The organism is Burkholderia diffusa (assembly GCF_902499115.1).
Classification (GTDB): Bacteria; Pseudomonadota; Gammaproteobacteria; order Burkholderiales; family Burkholderiaceae; genus Burkholderia; species Burkholderia diffusa.
The window spans coordinates 1-18,276 of record NZ_CABVPN010000033.1 but is presented as its reverse complement, the minus strand read 5'-3'; the positions used below and the strand labels follow the sequence as shown (position 1 = coordinate 18,276).

The following is an 18,276-nucleotide window of genomic DNA, read 5'->3' as shown; positions in this document are numbered from 1 at the left end:
GACCCGCCAAGCGATGCGGGTATTAAATTTTTTCAATCGATGCCGGTAGCCGGATCGTGCGGACCGTCGTCGCGGTCCGACGGCGCGCCTGCCGCCGCGGCAACCTTCGCGCGCGCCGCCGACACCGCCGCCTGGAACTGCGCGAGGCCATGCCAGCCGGTCGCGCGGCCGAGCCGCTTGCCGCGATGGAAAAAGAACCATGTCGGCACACCGTGCAGGCCGAAGCGGCGCCCCAGCTCATGATGTTCATACACGTTGCAATGGAACCACTTCAGGTCCAGCGCGCGCATCGCGTCCGTCTGGGCGAGCATCGCCTTCTTCGCGATCTCGCAGTTGAAGCAGTCGACGCCCCAGAAGAACACCACGGCGAGTGCATCGCCGACGCCGGCGATCGCGGCGTCGAACGTGTCGGCCGCCAGCGCCTGCATGTCGAACGCTTCGAACGCGGCCGGATCGACGCCGGCGGGAACCATCGCGGCAGCCTTACTTCGGCTGGGCGACCGTGACGAGCGCCGGGCGCAGTACGCGGTCCGCGATCGTGTAACCCTTTTGGAGGACGGTCACGACGGTATTCGGTTCCTGATCGGCCGGCACCATCGAAATCGCCTGGTGCTGGTGCGGATCGAACTTCTCGCCGACCGGGTTGATCGCCACGACGCGGCCCTTCTCGAGCGCGCTCGTCAGTTGGCGCAGCGTCAGCTCGACGCCTTCGCGCACCTTCGTGATGTCGCCGGACGTATCGCTGACGGCAGCCTCGAGGCTGTCCAGCACGGGCAGCAGGTGCTCCGCGAAGCCCTCGATCGCAAACTTGTGCGCCTTCGAGACGTCTTCCTGCGCACGGCGGCGGACGTTCTCGGTCTCGGCCTTCGCCCGGAGGAAGCTCTCCTGCAGCTCGGCGACCTTGGCTTGAGCCTCCGCGAGCGCAGCGTCGGCTGCTTCGGCGGCGGGAGCAGCGCCTTGCGCCGCCTGCTTCTCGCTGCCGATGTCTTCGGCCGATTGGGTAGCCGGGTTCTCTTGCGTGTTTTCCATGTCGCTGAAAGTCGATTAGAGGTTGAAGCCAAATCGGCAACCGCCGGACCATATGCCGGCGACACCGCACATTGTTGGTGCAAATAAGGGCGAAAACTGCGGTTTCAAGAGGGTTATTCGCCGGTATTCGCCAACACTGCGAAACAACCGCGCCGCACCCCGCCCGATTGCGCGCATTTGTCGCCAGATCGGACGAAACGGTCGGTAACAACGCTTACCAGGCAAGTACTAGCTCGGCACAGGGGGCTGCACTACACTCCACTCAAGCGTCGAGAAAGCGCGTTTACCCTAGCTTACCGCCGCCTGACATCCACCTGGCGCTGCATTCACCGTCCCATCGAGGCGAGTACCGTGAAACTGACCTTTGCCATATCGGTGGTCGCGCTGGTACTGATTGCCGGCACCACCACCATCTGCCTGTCCGGAGCCGTGACCGACCGCACGACCGAATACGGAAGCGCGCGGGCGACTTTCGACCAGATGCTCAGCTCCCACCAGAAAATCTGTCGATGATGCGCCGGTCGCGCTTGGTCGGCCGGCCGTGCAGATTCGCCGCCGGCTCACGATACGTGCGGCGCCGCTCCAGTTCGGCGAGCCGCGCGACGCGCCCCGCTTCCGTTTCCTCGTAAAGCGTCTGCGCGATGCTCGCGGGTCCGCGCACGTCGCAAATGCCCAGCACGGCAATGTGCCAGACGACACCGTCGATCGCAATCTCGACCTCGTCGCCGACGCGCACCTCCTTCGCCGGCTTGACGGCCGCGCCGCCGATCTTCACGTGGCCCTTGTCGACCGCGTCGGACGCGAGCGAGCGCGTCTTGAAGAAGCGCGCGGCCCACAGCCATTTGTCGATGCGCAGCTTCGCGCCGGGTTCCGTCGAAATCCTGTAGTTCATCGCGTTCAATTCACCGTTTCGGGCTGTGCGGCCTTCACCGGCCAGCCCCGCAAATTCTCGGCGACAATCTCGCCCACCGCGCCGATCCACGCGGACGCGCCGTTCAGACACGGAATCCGGTGGAAAGCCTGGCCGCCACCCGCGATGAACTCGTCGCGCACCTCCATCCCGATCTCCTCGATCGTCTCCAGACAATCGGCCGTAAAACCGGGGCAGAACACGTCGGCCCGCCGCACGCCGGCCTCGCCGAGTTCGCGCAGTGTCGGCGCGGTGTACGGCTGCAGCCACTCGGCCTTGCCGAAGCGCGACTGGAACGTCACGCGGCACTCGAGCGTCGACAGCCCGAGCGCGGCCATCAGCAGCGCGCCCGTCTGCTGGCACTGGTCATGATAAGGGTCGCCCAGGTCGAGCGTGCGTTTCGGCACCCCGTGAAAACTCAGCACGAGCTTGTCGCCGGCCGCGAAGTCGGGCCGACCGTGCTGCGCCCAGTACTGACGCACCTGCTCGGCAAGCGCGTGGATGTAGGCCGGATGGTCGGCATATTGCCGCACCGTGCGCACTTCCGGCTGGTTGCGCATCCGCGCGAGCGCGGCGAACGCGGCATCGAATGCGGTCGCGGTGGTGGACGCCGAGTACTGCGGATACATCGGCATCAGCAGCACACGCTCGACGCCCGCGCGCTTGAACTGCGCGAGTGCCTGCGCAATGCCTGGGCTGCCATAGCGCATCGCGTAGTCGACCGTCACCTGGTAGCCGTTCGATGCGAGCAGATGGCGCACGCCTTCGGTCTGGCGCTCGGTGTACACGCGCAGCGGCGAGCCCTCGGGCATCCACACTGCCGCATATTTCTTCGCGGACGCGCGACCGCGCAGCGGCAGGATCAGCGTGCGCAGCAGTATCTGCCAGACGACCTGCGGGATTTCGACGACGCGGGGATCCGACAGGAATTCGGCCAGATAGCGCCGCACCGCGCGCGGTGTCGGAGCGTCGGGCGTGCCGAGATTGATCAGCAGCACGCCGATGCGATGGGCGGCCGCAATGCTCGAAGGCGGCTCAAGATCGAAACGCATGGGCAGGAACGTGCTCGAGGCACGCAGTCGGACGGCCCTCAATTATAGCGGGCCGGCTCGCTGGGGTTGGCTGGCCGTTCGGCCGACTGGCAGCGCACGCGGCGTCGCAGCACGATGGCGGAACGGGATCGGTCAGGTTACTGCTGGCTCAGCGTGAGCGACAGCAGCCGCGCGGTGATGTCGACGATCGGGATCACGCGGTTGTACGCCATGCGGGTCGGGCCGATCACGCCGAGCGTGCCGACGATCTGGCCGTTCACCTCGTAGGGCGCGGTCACGACGCTCATTTCCTCGATCGGCACCAGCGTCGATTCGCCGCCGATGAAGATCTGCACGCCCTGGGCGTGGCTCGACACGTCGAGCAATTGCAGGAGGCCCGTCTTTTGGTCGAACACGTCGAACAGCTTGCGCAGCCGCGCCATGTCGGAGGAAAGATCCGCCACTTCGAGCAGGTTGCGCTCGCCGGAAATCAGCACGGTGTCCTCGGTGTCGGGCACCTCGGTACTGGCCGTCACGGCCGCGTGCATCAGCGTGGTCATGTCGCCGCGCAACTGGTCGATCTCGTCGCGCAGGCGGCGGCGCACCTCGTCGAACGACAGGCCGGCGAAATGCGCGTTGATGTAATTGGACGCCTCGGTCAGTTGCGACGGCGAGTAGTCACGCGGCGTCGCGAGCATCCGGTTCTGCACGTCGCCCTCGGGCGTGACGATGATCAGCAGGATGCGCTTGTCCGACAGGCGCATGAACTCGATCTGCTTGAACACGTGGCTGCGCCGCGGCGTCAGCACGACACCCGCGAACTGCGACAGGTTCGACAGCACGCTCGCGGCGGCCGCCACCACTCGCTGCTGCGGCTCACCGGCCTGCAGCGTGTTCTGCACCTGCCGCGCGACGGCCTCGGCGTCGATCGGCGCCTCGACCGTCAGCATCGTGTCGACGAACAGCCGGTAGCCGCGCGGCGTCGGCACGCGGCCGGCCGACGTGTGCGGGCTCGACACGAGGCCGAGCTCCTCCAGGTCGGACATCACGTTGCGGATCGTCGCCGGGCTCAGCTCGAGCCCGGAGTAACGGGACAACGTGCGCGATCCGACTGGCTGACCGTCGGCGATATACCGTTCGATCAGGGTTTTCAGGAGGGTTCGTGCGCGAGGATCTAGCATGGTGGAAAATTTTAGCGCAACCACGCGACCGCGGCGAGTGGCGTCGGCCATTGTTGCGCGGGCCGGCCCGATCCGGCCCCGCCGTCGCACAGCCGGTTCTTTTCGTCAACGAGCTATGGTGTAATGCCGGCATGAAAACCGGTAATCAGTTCAACACTGTCGCGCTCGTCGGCCGGAGCAACACGCCCGGCATCGCCGAGCCGCTCGCCACCCTGGCTGCCAGCCTAGCGAAGCTGGGCTTCGAGGTCGTATTTGAAGGCGATACCGCGCGCGAGTTCGGCATCACCGGCTATCCGGCGCTGACCCCGGCCGAAATCGGGGCGCGTGCGGACGTGGCGGTCGTGCTGGGCGGCGACGGCACGATGCTCGGCATCGGCCGCCAGCTTGCGCCGTACCGGACACCGCTGATCGGGATCAACCACGGGCGGCTCGGCTTCATCACGGACATCGCGGCGGCCGACATGCACGCACGCATCCCCGTGATGCTGGCGGGCAAGTTCGAGCGCGAGGAGCGCTCGCTGCTCGAGGCCCGAATCGTGCGCGACGGCGAACCGATCTACCATGCGCTCGCGTTCAACGACGTCGTCGTGAACCGCAGCGGCTTCTCCGGGATGGTCGAGCTGCGCGCGTCGGTCGACGGCCGGTACATGTACAACCAGCGTTCGGACGGCCTGATCGTCGCCACGCCGACGGGCTCGACCGCGTACGCGCTGTCGTCGGCCGGCCCGATCCTCCATCCGCAGCTCCAGGGCATCGTGCTCGTGCCGATCGCGCCGCACGCGCTGTCGAACCGGCCGATCGTGCTGCCCGACGATTCGAAGATCGCGATCCAGATCGTCGGCGGGCGCGACGTCAACGTGAATTTCGACATGCAGTCGTTCACCGCGCTCGAACTGAACGACACGATCGAGGTGCGCCGCTCGAAGCACACGGTGCCGTTCCTGCACCCGGTCGGCTACAGCTATTTCTCGACGCTGCGCAAGAAGCTGCACTGGAACGAACACGCATCGAACGAAGACGACAAGGCGTTCTGACGCCCCTGAGCCCGACACCATGCTCCGCCACCTCTCGATTCGCGACTTCGTCATCGTCGCCGCGCTCGATCTCGAATTCGACAGCGGCTTTACCGTCTTTTCCGGCGAAACCGGCGCCGGCAAATCGATCCTGATCGACGCCCTCGCCCTCGCGCTCGGCGAACGCGCCGACGCGAGCGTCGTGCGCGCCGGCTGCGGCCGCGCCGACATCACCGCAGAATTCACGCCGCACGACCGCGTCGCGCACTGGCTCGACGAACACGCGTTCGACACCGAGGACACCGTGATGCTGCGCCGCGTGATCGACGCGAACGGCCGCTCGCGCGCATTCATCAACGGCACCAGCGCGACGCTCGCGCAGCTGCGCGAGCTCGGCGAGATGCTGGTCGACATCCACGGCCAGCACGCGCACCAGTTGCTGATGCGCCCCGATGCGCAGCGCGAGCTGTTCGACACGCACGCGGGGCTCGTCGCCGATGCCGCGAACGTCGCACGCGCGTGGCGCGTCTGGCGCGACGCGACGCAGGCGATCGACGCCGCGAAGGCGCACGAGCGCGAACTGCAGCTCGAACGCGAGAAGCTCGCCTGGCAGCTCGCCGAGCTCGACAAGCTCGCACCGCAACCGGGCGAATGGGACGAAGTCGGCAGCGAGCACAAGCGCCTGTCGCATTCGGCGAATCTGATCGCCGGCGTGCAGGGTGCGCTCAACGCGCTGTCCGAGGCCGACGACGCGATGCTCCCGCAACTCGGCGCGATCGTGTCGAAACTGCGCAGCCTGGCCGACTACGACACGGGGCTCGGCGACGCGCTCGCATCGCTCGAACCGGCCGAGATCCAGTTGCAGGAAGCCGTCTATTCGCTGTCGCACTACGCGCAGCGTCTCGATCTAGACCCGGCCCGGCTCGCGCAGGTCGAAACGCGCCTCGACGCGCTGCACTCGACCGCCCGCAAGTTCCGGCTGCCGCCCGACACGCTGCACGAGGAACATGCGGCACGCCGCGCGCAGCTCGCCGCGCTCGACGCAGCCGCCGATCTCGGCGCGCTCGAAGCCGCGCAGGCCAAGGCATGGGAAGCCTATCTCACTGACGCGAAACGCCTGTCGAAGGCGCGCGCGCAGGCCGCGAAGGCGCTCGGCACGGCCGTCACGGCCGGCATGCAGGAACTGTCGATGGCGGGCGGCAGCTTCGAAGTCGCGCTCGTGCCGCTCGCCGATGGTGGCGCGCACGGGCTCGAGCAGGTCGAATTCCGGGTCGCCGGACACCCCGGCGTGCCGCTGCGGCCGCTCGCGAAAGTCGCGTCGGGCGGCGAACTCGCACGGATCAGCCTTGCGCTCGCGGTGATCGCGAGTGCCGCCAGCCCGACGCCGACGCTGATCTTCGACGAAGTCGACACGGGCATCGGCGGCGGCGTCGCCGAGGTGGTCGGCCGCCTGCTGCATCAGCTCGGGCGTGACCGCCAGGTACTGTGCGTGACCCACCTGCCGCAGGTCGCCGCGCGCGGCGACCATCACTTCCAGGTCGCGAAGGGTGCCGACGACCGCGGTGGCACCGTCTCGTCGGTCGTCCCGCTCGACAAGGCGAGCCGGGTCGAGGAAGTCGCCCGGATGCTCGGTGGGCTCGAGATCACCGCGACGACGCGCAAGCACGCGAAGGAAATGCTGGCGGCCTGACGCAGGCACCCGGCCCCCGAATGAAAAGAGACCGGCGCATGCGTCGGTCTCTTTTCATCGGCAGCGGCGGCCGCCCGATCGCGCCCACCCTGCTCCGGTGATTCGAACGCTCGACTCGAACGCCCGAATCAAACGCTCGTTTCAACCGCGCCGAACACCCGCTCCCACAGCGCCGTCACGGCCGCCCGCTCGTCGGCCACCAGCGCCGGATCGACCCGCGCCTTTTCCATCCCGTCGAGCCGCAGCTTGTGTTGCAGCTTCCGGTACTTGCGGTACGCGGCGCCGACGCGCTCGGCTTCGTCCTCGCCCATCAGCCCGAATCGGGCGACCTCGCGTAGCAGCGCGATGTTGCCGGTATTGCGGATCAGCTCGGCATCACTCGACGCATGCAGCAGCACCCAGTACTGGACGATGAACTCGATGTCGACCATCCCGCCGCGATCGTGCTTCAGGTCGAACAGCTCGGTCTGGTTCGGGTGGCCGGCGAACACCTTGCCGCGCATGTCGACGATCTCCTTCGCAAGCACCGCCCCGTCGCGCGGCGTCGTCAGCACCTGCTGGCGGATCGCCTCGAAGTCGGCGCCGATCTGCGTGTCGCCCGCGCTGTAGCGGGCACGCGTCAGCGCCTGGTGCTCCCACACCCACGCGGTGTTCGCCGCGTCGCCCTCGCGCAGCTGGTAGCGGCGGAACGCGTCGAGATCGGTCACGAGCAGTCCGGCCTCGCCGTTCGGCCGCAGCCGCAGGTCGATGTCGAACAGCGCGCCGGCGCCGGTCGCGGTCGTGAGCCACGTGATCAGCCGTCGCGTGAACGTCGTGTAGACGTCCGCCGAGCGCTCGTCGGGGTCGTCGTACAGGAAGATCAGGTCGAGATCCGATGCGTAGCCGAGCTCCTTGCCGCCGAGCTTGCCGTACGCGATCACCGCGAACTTCGGCACGTCACGGTGGCGCTTCGCGAGCTGCGACCAGACAACCTCGATCGTCACGTCGAGCACGGCGTCGGCGAGCTCCGAGAGGCGATCGCTCACGTGCTCGACCGACAGCTGGCCCGCCAGATCGATCAGCAGGATGCGGAACACCTCCGCGTGCTGCGCATGCCGCAGCAGGTCCATCTGCTGCTCGGGGCCGTCGGCGGCCGCGAGGCGCGCACGCAATGCGTCCTTGAACGCGGGCCAGTCGAACGGGCTTGCGATCGCTTCGTCGTCGAGCAGTTCGTCGAGCAGTTGTGGATGGCGGATCAGGTAGCCGCCGCCCCAGCGCGTCGCGCCCAGAACCGACAGCACGCGATCGAGCGCGGCGGGATACTCGGTCAGCAGCGCGAGATAGACGCCGCGCCGGCTGACCGTCTCGAGCAGGTCGAACAGCCGCACGATGGTGTCGTCGCGGCGCGCAGCGTCGATCCGCGGCGCAGCCTCGAGCGCGCGCTGCGCGACGCTGTCGAAGCGTTGCCGGCTCTTTTCCGGCAGGCCCGCGTAGCGCGACGACTGCCAGATCGCGCGCAGCCGAGCGAGCACGGTCGCCGGATCGGTGAAGCCCAGCCCGTCGAGGCGCGCGCGCAGCGCGTCGTCTTCGCCGTCGTCGGCGAGCGCCCCGCTCCAGATCCACGACGCGGTGGTGTCCTCGCCCGCCGCGCATGGGCCGCCGCTCACCTTGTCGGCAAAGATCTGGTCGAACTGCGCCTCGACGAAGGTGCGGTAGCCGTCGAGCACCGTCATCAGCGCCGCGTAGTCGGCAAAGCCGAGCGACGCGGCCAACGCCGCGCGCTCGGCCGGATCGACCGGCATCGCGTGCGTCTGCGCGTCGTCGCGGTACTGCAGCCGGTGCTCGAGCGTGCGCAGGAAGTTGTAGGCGTCGGTCAGGCGCTCGCGCACGTCCTCGCCGATCAGCCCGCGCGCCTGCGCATGGCGCAGCACCGCGAGCGTCGGCCGTACGCGGAATTCCGCATCCTGGCCGCCGCGGATCAACTGGAACACCTGCGCGCTGAATTCGATCTCGCGGATCCCGCCGCGCCCGAGCTTGATGTCGTCGGCCTTGTCGGGCCGCATCGACGCGCGGCGCGCGGCTTCCTGGCGAATCTGCTGGTGCAGCGAACGGATCGCACCGATCACGCCGAAGTCGAGATAGCGGCGGTACACGAACGGCTTGACGATCGATTCGAGCTGCGACGCGAGCCGCTGCGCCGCGTCGCTGTCGCCTTCCGACACGAGCCGCCCCTTGATCCACGCGTAGCGCTCCCATTCGCGCCCCTGCACGTAGAAATATTCCTCGAGCATCCCGAGGCTGCACACGAGCGGCCCCGAATCGCCGTTCGGGCGCAGCCGCATGTCGACGCGAAACACGTAGCCGTCGGCCGTGACTTCGGACAGCACGCCGATCAGGCGCCGGCCGAGCCGCGTGAAGTATTCCTGGGTGGACAGCGGCGAGCGCGTGCCGCCCGCCGTCTCGCCGTCGTCCTCGTAGACGAAGATCAGGTCGATGTCGGACGACACGTTCAGCTCGCGGCCGCCGAGCTTGCCCATCCCGACCACGCCCAGCACGACGCGCTGGCCGTCGGCGCCGCGCGGCTCGCCGTACATCGCCTCGAGTTCGGCCGACAGCAGCGTGAGCGAGCGCTGCACGGCCACCTCGGCGAGATCGGTCATCGCGCCCGTCACCTCGGCGACGTCCGCGACGCCGCGCAGGTCGCGTTCCGCGACCGCGCCGAACACCTCGACACGCAACTGCCGCAGCGCGCGCTTCAGTTGCTCGTCGCCCGGCGCGGCCGCGCCGGCCGGCGATGCGAGCAGTTCGGTCAGGCGCGCGTCGAGCTGCGCACGGGCGAGCGGTGCGGCGGCCCACGCGGCGATCTGGTCGGACAGCGCGGGACGCGCGGCGGCCGCGCGGGCGATATAGCGGGAGTAGGACTGGCTGATCAGGGCGGAAGCGTCGGTCATCGAAAAGCGTGCCTGGCGGTCGGGCCCGCCGCCGCGGGAGAGCGCTTGCGCGCCCCGCTGCCGACAGGCCCCGTGGACTCGGCGCGGTGTCGCGACGCGGATGCGCCGCCGCGAAAACCGCGCGCCGGAAAGCCCGTGCCGTGCTGCCGCAACGGCCGCCGGCACGAACCCCTGTGATACATTTCAACGTCAGTCTGCAAAACTACCATATCGCCGCCCTTCCGCCGCATGTCCGACCGTCAGGAATCCGCCTTAGCTGAGCCCGAAGCGGGACCTCCGAAGCACGATCATCCAGTCCTGCGTCACGTGTTCAGGGTGACGCTGGCAGTCGGGATCGGCACGTACTTCGTCGCGGCCGGCGCGTTCCTCGGGCTGCGCTACGTGGTGCTGCCGCGCATCGACGAATTTCGCCCGCGCATCGAGCGCGCGGTGTCCGACAAGCTCCACGCGCAGCTCTCGATCGGCAAACTGTCCCCCCACTGGTCCGGCATGCAGCCGGGTGTCGAAGTCGCCAACCTCACCATTCGCGGCCGTGACGGCCAGATCGCGCTGTCGGTCCCGCACGCGACGGCCGCGCTGTCGTGGATGTCGCTGCTGCGGCTGTCGCCCGCGCTGTCGAGCCTGATCGTCGACCATCCGGACCTCGTCGTCGCGCGCACGGCCGACGGCTCGCTGAGCATCGCGGGCGTCGGCGTCGCGACCACCCATGGCGGCAACGACACGTTCGGCACCTGGCTGCTGAAGCAGGAAGCGATCGTGCTGCGCAACGGCACGCTGCGCTGGCGCGACGCGCAGCACGATGCACCGGAGCTCGCGCTGTCCGGCATCCGCCTCGCGGTGCTCAACGACGGCCGCGAGCACAAGGCCGCGCTTCAGGCGCCCGCGAACGGCACCCTGCTGCTCGGCCCGCTCGATTTCCGCGCGCGCTTCCGGCACAAGCCGCTCGCGCCGATCGGCAAGCCGACGAACTGGACCGGCGACGCGTATCTGTCGACCGGCCCCGTCGACCTGCAGACGCTCGGCCGCTATCTCGACATACCGCTCACGATCCACGCGGGCCGCATCGACAACGCAATCTGGGCGACCTTCCAGAACGGCCACCTGCGCTCCGCCGGCGGCGACCTGCAGGGCGCCGACGTCGTGCTGCGCGTGCGGCCGACCCAGCCGCGCCTCGACGTGCCGACGGTCGGCTTCGGCTGGGACATGGCGCTGGACGCCGGCCGCGACTACACGCTGCACCTGACGCGCTTCAACGCGGAGCTCGGGCAGCCGCCGCTGCCGGACGGCACGCCGCTCGCCCGCTCGCTCGCGCTGTCGACGCTGACCGCCCGCTACCGCGTGCCGGCCGCCGACCAGGGGCAGCTCCTGAGCGTCGTCGGCGACCGCGTCGATCTCGGCATCCTCAGCGAGTTCATCCGCGGGCTGCCGCTGCCGGCGCAGCTGCGCAACGAACTGATCAAGCTCGACCCGCGCGGGATGGTGTCGAATTATCACATCGAGGTTGAACGCGCGAAGCCGGCGCGGGCCGAGCTCGCCGACGAAGAGCGCCGCACCGGCGCCGCACCGATCGTGCGCTACCGCTTCCTCGGCGACCTGCAGGGCATCAGCTTCGCCGCGCAGGAGCCGCCCCCCGGCCTCTCGCCGCGTGGCCATCCGCGCGCCGGCTGGCCGGGCGTCGAGAACCTGTGGGGCCGCGTCGACGCGAACGAGACGGGCGGCGCCGCGCACTTCGACACGGTCAACGCCGCGGTCACGGTGCCCGGCGAATTCGACGAGCCGCGCCTGACCTTCGACCGGCTGCGCGGCAACGCGAAATGGGTGATCACGCCGGCGCCGGGCGAGAAGCACGCGCGCGTCGACGTGACGTTGCCGGACCTGTTCGTCGCAAACCCCGATGCGGAAATCGCGGTGTCGGGCTCGTACACGAACCCCGGCCACGGCCGCGGCTCGCTCGACCTGCGCGCGGATTTCGCGCGCGCGTCGGTGGCGCGCATTCCGCGCTACCTGCCGACTGGGATGTCCGAGCACCTGCGCAACTATCTCGGCCATGCGCTGCAGGACGGCCAGGTGTCCAAGGGCGCGTCGATCGTCGCCCGCGGCCCGCTCGAGAAATTCCCGTTCGAACACGAGCCGGATGCCGGCGTGTTCCATATCGTCGCGCCGTTCACCGGCGGCCGCTTCGAGCCGACGCCGTACCCGCCGCGCAAGCTCGCGAACGGCACGCCGAGCGTCTGGCCCGCACTCGACGGGATCGACGGCGTGTTCGAGCTCGCGCAGAACAAGCTGCGTTTCGACATCGCGCGCGCGCACTACAAGCGCGTCGCGCTGACGAAGGTCGCCGGCCGGATCAACGATCTCGGCAACCCGTCGACGTCGCCGCTCGTCATCGACGGCCATGCGCAAGGCCCGCTCGCGGACCTGATCGACTACGCGGACAACAGCTCGCTCGGCGCGATGAGCGGGCACATCGGCCAGCGGATCGATGCGCAGGGGCCGGCGACGCTCGCGCTCAAGATCACGATTCCGCAGCACGTTCCGCATCCGCATACCCACGTCGAAGGCGCACTCGCATTCGGCGGTAACACGCTGTCGACCGACGGCGTGCCGCCGCTGTCCGCGCTGCGCGGCAGCGTGCGCTTCTCCGAGACTGGCGCATCGCTGCACGACCTGTCGGGGCGCTTCCTCGGCGGACCCGTGCGCGCGAACGGCAACTTCCAGTCGCACGGCCCGTACGCGGTGGACGTCGACGGCAAGCTCGCGCTCGACGCCGCGCGCGGGATGAACCTGCGCGGCACGGCTGCGGCGCTGCTCGAGCACGTGGTCGGCGACGCACCGTACCAGCTCGCCGTGCGCGGCGCGCCGGGCCGCCTGCCGGAAGTCACCGCGCGTTCCGACCTGACGGGCGTCGCGTTGAACTTCCCGGCGCCGTTCGCGAAACCGGCCGGCACGCCGATGCCGTTCCGCTTCACGCTGCAGCCGGCCGCCGAGGCGGGCGGCAAGCGCCTCGAGCATGCCGACCTGACGCTCGGCCCCGTGTCCGCGACCTACCTGCTCGACGCAACACCCGGCCAGCCGCTGCGCGCGGTGCGCGGCGCGATGGGCATCCACCGGATGCCCGACCTGCCGCAGGACGGCGTGAGCGCCGCCGTCGACGTCGACGAGCTCGACGCCGACGCCTGGCTCGCACTGGCCCGCACGCTGCAGCACGACGCGCCGCGCGCGCCGGAACCGCAAGCCGCGCCGCGCATCGACGTCGCGAGCTTCACGCCGAAGCGCTTCGCGCTCCACTTCGGCACGCTGAAGCTGCTCAAGCGCAACTGGGAAAACGTGATCATCGGCGCGTCGCACATCGACGAGTTGTGGCAGGCGAACATCGCGTCGAACCAGGTCTCGGGCTACCTGTCGTGGGCGCCAGGCGGCGGCCACAACGGCGCGGGCGTGCTGAACGCGAGGCTCGCGAAGCTCGTGATTCCGCAGAGTGCGCAGCACGACCTCGTCGGCCGCGCGATGAACCTGCCGACGCCGACCGACCGGCCGATGCCGTCGGTCGACCTGATCGTCGACCAGGTCGTTGCACGCGATCACGACATCGGCCGGCTCGTCGTCAATGCGCGCAACATCGAGGAAGACGGCGCGCCGGTGTGGCAGCTCGACAAGCTCGAGCTGGCGAACCCGGCCGCAAAGCTGACGGCAACCGGCAACTGGCGCACGTCGCGCCGCGCGCTGGCCCGCGGCGTCGACGAAAACGATGCACCGCGCCGCAGCGTGTTCGACTTCAAGCTCGACGTCGGCAACGCGGGCGCGCTGCTCGACCTCGTCGGCCTGCCGCGCACGCTGGCGGACGGCCACGGCACGGTGACCGGCAAGGTCGGCTGGCGCGGCGGCCCGACCGCGGTCGATCTGCCGTCGCTCGGCGGCCAGATCGCGCTCGACCTGGAGCACGGCCAGATCCTGAAGGTCGATCCGGGCGCCGCGAAACTGCTCGGCGTGCTGAGCCTGCAGAGTCTCGCGCGCTTCCTGACGCTGAATTTCCGCGACGTGATCGGCAAGGGACTGCCGTTCGACAAGATCACGGGCACCAGCCGGATCTCGAACGGGATCGCACGCACCGACGACTTCTCGATGACGACTGCGCCGGCGAACGTGACCGTGCGCGGCGCGGTCGACCTTGGCACCGAGACGCAGGACCTGCACGCGCACGTCGCGCCGAAGATCGGCGCCGGCACGGCCGCGATCGCGGCCGCGATCATCAATCCGCTGCTCGGCGTCGGCGTGCTGGCAGCGAACTACGCGCTGTCTGAGACGCTGTCGCACGCGTTCGCGCTCGACTACGCGATCACCGGCTCGTGGGCGCATCCGCACATCGAGCGGGTGCGAGGCGATCAGGGTAAGATGAATCACGGTCCGGCCGATGCGACGAGCCACTGACGCGCGCAGGGTGCCGGGCCGCACCCCATTTATGACGCAACCGATCCAGCGATGACCGATCACGCCCGTTCCGCCACGCCCTTTCGGGTCGCCGCGCTGCAGATGGTGAGCACGCCGGACGTCGCACGCAATCTCGCCGAAGCCGGACGCCTGATCGCGGAAGCGGCCGGCGACGGCGCGCAGCTCGTGCTGCTGCCCGAGTATTTCTGCTTCATGGGCCATCGCGACACCGACAAGCTCGCGCTCGCCGAACCCTACCGCGACGGTCCGATTCAGCGCTTCCTCGCGGAGGCCGCGCATCGTCACGGCATCTGGGTGATCGGCGGCACGCTGCCGCTGAAGGCGCCCGAACCCGATCGCGTGCTGAACACGACGCTCGTGTTCGACCCGAGCGGCAACGAAGCGGCCCGCTACGACAAGATCCACCTGTTCAACTTCGAGAAAGGCGACGAATCGTTCGACGAGGCGCGCACGATCCGCGCGGGCGACACGGTCGTCACGTTCGACGCGCCGTTCGGGCGGGTCGGCCTGTCGGTCTGTTACGATCTGCGCTTTCCGGAGCTGTACCGCAGGATGGGCGACTGCGCGCTGATCGTCGTGCCGTCGGCGTTTACGTATACGACGGGCCGCGCGCACTGGGAAATGCTGCTGCGCGCGCGGGCCGTCGAGAACCAGTGCTACGTGCTCGCGGCCGCGCAAGGCGGCAAGCACGAGAACGGCCGGCGCACCTGGGGCCACAGCATGCTGATCGACCCGTGGGGCGAAATCGTCGCGGTCCGCGACGAAGGCGCGAGCGTCGTGACCGGCGCGCTCGATCCGCAGCGCATCGCCGACGTGCGCCAGAGCCTGCCCGCGTGGCGGCATCGCGTGCTGGCCTGAACCGCTGATCCGCCCTGGCGCTTGAAACGCCGCCCGGCCAACCCATCTGCCCAGAACGCACCCGACAACTTTTTGAGAACCCTCGATACCCGCATGAACATCATCGAACCCGGCATCCGCAACCTTGCGCTGGCGAAGGACATCCTCCTCACGCCGTACGGCCTCGACGAGAGCCTGCTCACGCGCACGATCGCCGACATCTTCACGCATCGCGTCGACTACGCGGACCTGTACTTCCAGGCGACCCGCAGCGAAGCGTGGAGCCTCGAGGAAGGCATCGTGAAGTCGGGCAGCTTCAGCATCGACCAGGGCGTCGGCGTGCGCGCGGTCGCGGGCGACCGCACCGCGTTCGCCTACTCGGACGACCTGTCTCCGGAAGCCATCGCCCAGGCGGCCGCGGCCACCAAGGCGATCGCGGCGGCCGGCGGCGGCCGCCAGAAGATCAAGGCGGCGACGTCGCTGAAGGGCATCTCGGGCCGCGACCTGTATCTGCCGTCCGATCCGCTCGCGTCGCTCGACGCGACGGCCAAGGTCAAGCTGCTCGAGCGCATCGAGCAGATGGCGCGCGGTCGCGACCCGCGCGTCACGCAGGTGATGGCGGGGCTCGCCGGCGAATACGATGTTGTGCTGGTCGCGCGCAGCGACGGCGCGCTCGCCGCCGACATCCGGCCGCTCGTGCGCGTGTCGGTCACGGTGATCGCCGAACAGAACGGCCGCCGCGAAATCGGCTCCGGCGGCGGCGGCGGCCGCTTCGACTACGGCTACTTCACCGACGAAGTGCTGTCGCGCTACGTCGACGACGCCGTGCACGCGGCGCTCGTGAACCTCGACGCGCGCCCTGCGCCGGCCGGCGCGATGACGGTCGTGCTCGGGCCGGGCTGGCCGGGCGTGCTGCTGCACGAGGCGATCGGCCACGGCCTCGAGGGCGACTTCAACCGCAAGGGTTCGTCGGCGTTCGCCGGCCGGATCGGCGAGCAGGTCGCCGCGAAGGGCGTGACGGTGGTCGACGACGGCACGCTGCCGAATCGCCGCGGCTCGCTGAACATCGACGACGAAGGCAACCCGACGCAGTGCACGACGCTGATCGAGGACGGCATCCTGAAGGGCTACATCCAGGACACGCTGAACGCGCGCCTGATGAAGATGCCCGTCACCGGCAACGCGCGGCGCGAGTCGTATGCGGCATTGCCGATGCCGCGCATGACCAATACGTACATGCTGAACGGCGACAAGGATCCGCAGGAAATCATCGCATCCGTGAAGAACGGCCTGTACGCGGTGAACTTCGGCGGCGGCCAGGTCGACATCACGAACGGCAAGTTCGTGTTCTCGGCGTCCGAGGCGTACATGATCGAGAACGGCAAGATCACCTACCCGGTGAAGGGCGCGACGCTGATCGGCAGCGGCCCGGAATCGCTGAAGTACGTGAGCATGATCGGCAACGACATGTCGCTCGACTCGGGCGTCGGCGTGTGCGGCAAGGAAGGCCAGAGCGTGCCGGTCGGCGTCGGCCAGCCGACCCTGCGGATCGACAAGATGACGGTCGGCGGTACGGCATAACCGCATCGCGGCGCAGACAATCCGCGCATTTTGCCGAAAACGCGCGGATTGTCCGCATTTTTGCGCATCCCCGGTTGCCAGCGGCCTGGCGCCGGGGTATAAATTCCGAATCAACTTTTTTGACGAACCGAATCTCCGTCATGTCCGCCAAGTTTTATTTTTACTTTTTTTGGCATCTCAGACCGCTGGCGGATCGAGAGGGTTGATGGCGCGTAAAGCGCAACCGAAATTCCCGAAAAAACCGCCGGCGAACCCGGCGGTTTTTTTTCGCCCTTCGCCACCCGGTCCCCGCCGCAGCGGATCCCGCGGTTCCGACCGGAATCACTGAATTGCTTGAATTGATGAATCTGCCGCACGCGCACTGACCGAACGGCGCCCGCAAAATTAGGAGAAACAGCATGCCCCCGCACAACACCGATGATGTCCGCATTCGCGAACTCAAGGAACTGACGCCGCCCGCCCACCTGATCCGCGAATTCGCGTGCTCCGAAGCCGCGTCCGAGCTGATCTACAACTCGCGCCAGTCGATGCACCGCATCCTGCACGGGATGGACGACCGGCTGATCGTCGTGATCGGGCCGTGTTCGATCCACGATACGAAGGCGGCGATCGAATACGCGGGGCGGCTCGTGAAGGAGCGCGAGCGCTTCAAGGGCGAGCTGGAAATCGTGATGCGCGTGTACTTCGAGAAGCCGCGCACGACGGTCGGCTGGAAGGGGCTCATCAACGATCCGCACCTCGACAACAGCTTCAAGATCAACGAAGGGCTGCGCACCGCGCGCGAACTGCTGCTGCAGATCAACGAGATGGGGCTGCCGGCCGCGACCGAATACCTCGACATGATCAGCCCGCAGTACATCGCCGACCTGATCTCGTGGGGCGCGATCGGCGCGCGCACGACCGAGTCGCAGGTGCACCGCGAGCTCGCGTCTGGGCTGTCGTGCCCGGTCGGTTTCAAGAACGGCACCGACGGCAACGTGAAGATCGCGGTCGACGCAATCAAGGCCGCATCGCAGCCGCACCATTTCCTGTCGGTGACCAAGGGCGGCCACTCGGCGATCGTCTCGACGGCCGGCAACGAGGACTGCCACGTGATCCTGCGCGGCGGCAAGACGCCGAACTACGACGCGGACAGCGTGAACGCCGCGTGCGCGGACATCGGCAAGGCGGGCCTCGCCGCGCGCCTGATGATCGACGCGAGCCACGCGAACAGCTCGAAGAAGCACGAGAACCAGATCCCCGTGTGCGCGGACATCGGCCGCCAGGTTGCGGCCGGCGACGAGCGCATCGTCGGCGTGATGATCGAGTCGCACCTCGTCGAGGGGCGCCAGGACCTGAAGGAAGGCTGCCCGCTGACCTACGGCCAGAGCATCACCGACGCGTGCATCGCGTGGGACGACAGCGTGAAGGTGCTCGAAGGCCTCGCGGAATCGGTGAAGGCACGGCGCGTCGCGCGCGGCAGCGGCAACTGATCGCCAGCAGGCCCGAGGCGGCGCGTGCCACCCGCGGCCTGCGGCCTGCGCCGCAAGAAGAAAGCCCGGCTCGCGCCGTAATGCCGTTCAGTTAAGGTTCTTTCTGAGGAACCGGACAGCGTAACGAGTAGGACGGGACTTGACGGCCCGATC

14 protein-coding genes are annotated in these 18,276 nt (G+C 68.6%); 7 read left to right on the top strand and 7 right to left on the bottom strand.

The genetic code is table 11. From position 1 onward, the window contains the following. Positions 1–32 precede the first annotated feature (32 nt). Positions 33–473 (bottom strand): thioredoxin family protein, encoded by a 441-nt coding sequence (locus BTE28158_RS27770; protein WP_151047888.1) that lies wholly within the window; start codon positions 471–473, stop codon positions 33–35. A gap of 10 nt (positions 474–483) precedes the next feature. Continuing rightward, positions 484–1,029 carry a nucleotide exchange factor GrpE gene (grpE, locus tag BTE28158_RS27765; protein WP_059465453.1) on the bottom strand — a complete coding sequence of 182 codons (546 nt, stop codon included), beginning with the start codon at positions 1,027–1,029 and terminating at the stop codon, positions 484–486. Between the two features lie 351 nt (positions 1,030–1,380). On the opposite strand from grpE, the gene BTE28158_RS27760 reads away from it, so the two are divergent. Then, positions 1,381–1,542, top strand: a complete 162-nt coding sequence (locus BTE28158_RS27760; protein ID WP_170296384.1) for a hypothetical protein — start codon at positions 1,381–1,383, stop codon at positions 1,540–1,542. On the opposite strand, the gene BTE28158_RS27755 is transcribed toward BTE28158_RS27760, so the two are convergent. From BTE28158_RS27755 to hrcA, 3 genes are all read right to left on the bottom strand, one after another. After that, positions 1,514–1,921, bottom strand: coding sequence for an RNA-binding S4 domain-containing protein (locus tag BTE28158_RS27755; protein ID WP_151047889.1), 408 nt, complete (start codon positions 1,919–1,921; stop codon positions 1,514–1,516). The genes BTE28158_RS27760 and BTE28158_RS27755 overlap by 29 nt on opposite strands. Positions 1,922–1,926: 5 nt before the next feature. Further along, entirely contained in the window at positions 1,927–2,991 is a 1,065-nt protein-coding gene (gene hemH / locus BTE28158_RS27750) for a ferrochelatase (RefSeq protein ID WP_151047890.1), read from the bottom strand. A 137-nt stretch (positions 2,992–3,128) separates the two neighbouring features. Further along, positions 3,129–4,151 carry a heat-inducible transcriptional repressor HrcA gene (gene hrcA / locus BTE28158_RS27745; protein WP_011544637.1) on the bottom strand — a complete coding sequence of 341 codons (1,023 nt, stop codon included), beginning with the start codon at positions 4,149–4,151 and terminating at the stop codon, positions 3,129–3,131. Positions 4,152–4,282: 131 nt separating this feature from the next. Here hrcA and BTE28158_RS27740 point away from each other — a divergent pair, with 131 nt between their 5' ends. Continuing rightward, positions 4,283–5,185 (top strand): NAD kinase, encoded by a 903-nt coding sequence (locus BTE28158_RS27740; RefSeq protein ID WP_059608296.1) that lies wholly within the window; start codon positions 4,283–4,285, stop codon positions 5,183–5,185. Between the two features lie 19 nt (positions 5,186–5,204). Continuing rightward, a complete protein-coding gene (gene recN / locus BTE28158_RS27735) occupies positions 5,205–6,854 on the top strand; it encodes a DNA repair protein RecN (RefSeq protein WP_059608295.1) in 1,650 nt (549 codons plus the stop codon). Positions 6,855–6,982: 128 nt separating this feature from the next. Here recN and glnE read toward each other — a convergent pair whose 3' ends face one another. Then, complete coding sequence (glnE, locus tag BTE28158_RS27730; protein WP_174920191.1) at positions 6,983–9,784, bottom strand: bifunctional [glutamate--ammonia ligase]-adenylyl-L-tyrosine phosphorylase/[glutamate--ammonia-ligase] adenylyltransferase; 2,802 nt, start codon at positions 9,782–9,784, stop codon at positions 6,983–6,985. A gap of 228 nt (positions 9,785–10,012) precedes the next feature. Between glnE and BTE28158_RS27725 the strand changes: the two genes are divergently transcribed. The 3 genes from BTE28158_RS27725 (at position 10,013) to tldD (ending at position 16,651) form a co-directional block, all read left to right on the top strand. After that, positions 10,013–14,212, top strand: coding sequence for a YhdP family phospholipid transporter (locus tag BTE28158_RS27725; protein ID WP_151051894.1), 4,200 nt, complete (start codon positions 10,013–10,015; stop codon positions 14,210–14,212). Between the two features lie 51 nt (positions 14,213–14,263). Then, a complete protein-coding gene (locus BTE28158_RS27720) occupies positions 14,264–15,091 on the top strand; it encodes a carbon-nitrogen hydrolase family protein (RefSeq protein ID WP_151051892.1) in 828 nt (275 codons plus the stop codon). 93 nt (positions 15,092–15,184) lie between these two features. Next, complete coding sequence (gene tldD / locus BTE28158_RS27715) at positions 15,185–16,651, top strand: metalloprotease TldD (RefSeq protein ID WP_059451318.1); 1,467 nt, start codon at positions 15,185–15,187, stop codon at positions 16,649–16,651. A 110-nt stretch (positions 16,652–16,761) separates the two neighbouring features. Here the strand turns inward: tldD and BTE28158_RS27710 are convergent, their stop codons facing one another. After that, positions 16,762–17,007, bottom strand: coding sequence for a hypothetical protein (locus BTE28158_RS27710; RefSeq protein ID WP_162499696.1), 246 nt, complete (start codon positions 17,005–17,007; stop codon positions 16,762–16,764). 42 nt (positions 17,008–17,049) lie between these two features. On the opposite strand from BTE28158_RS27710, the gene aroG reads away from it, so the two are divergent. After that, positions 17,050–18,123 (top strand): 3-deoxy-7-phosphoheptulonate synthase AroG, encoded by a 1,074-nt coding sequence (gene aroG / locus BTE28158_RS27705; RefSeq protein ID WP_059465445.1) that lies wholly within the window; start codon positions 17,050–17,052, stop codon positions 18,121–18,123. Positions 18,124–18,276: the final 153 nt, after the last annotated feature.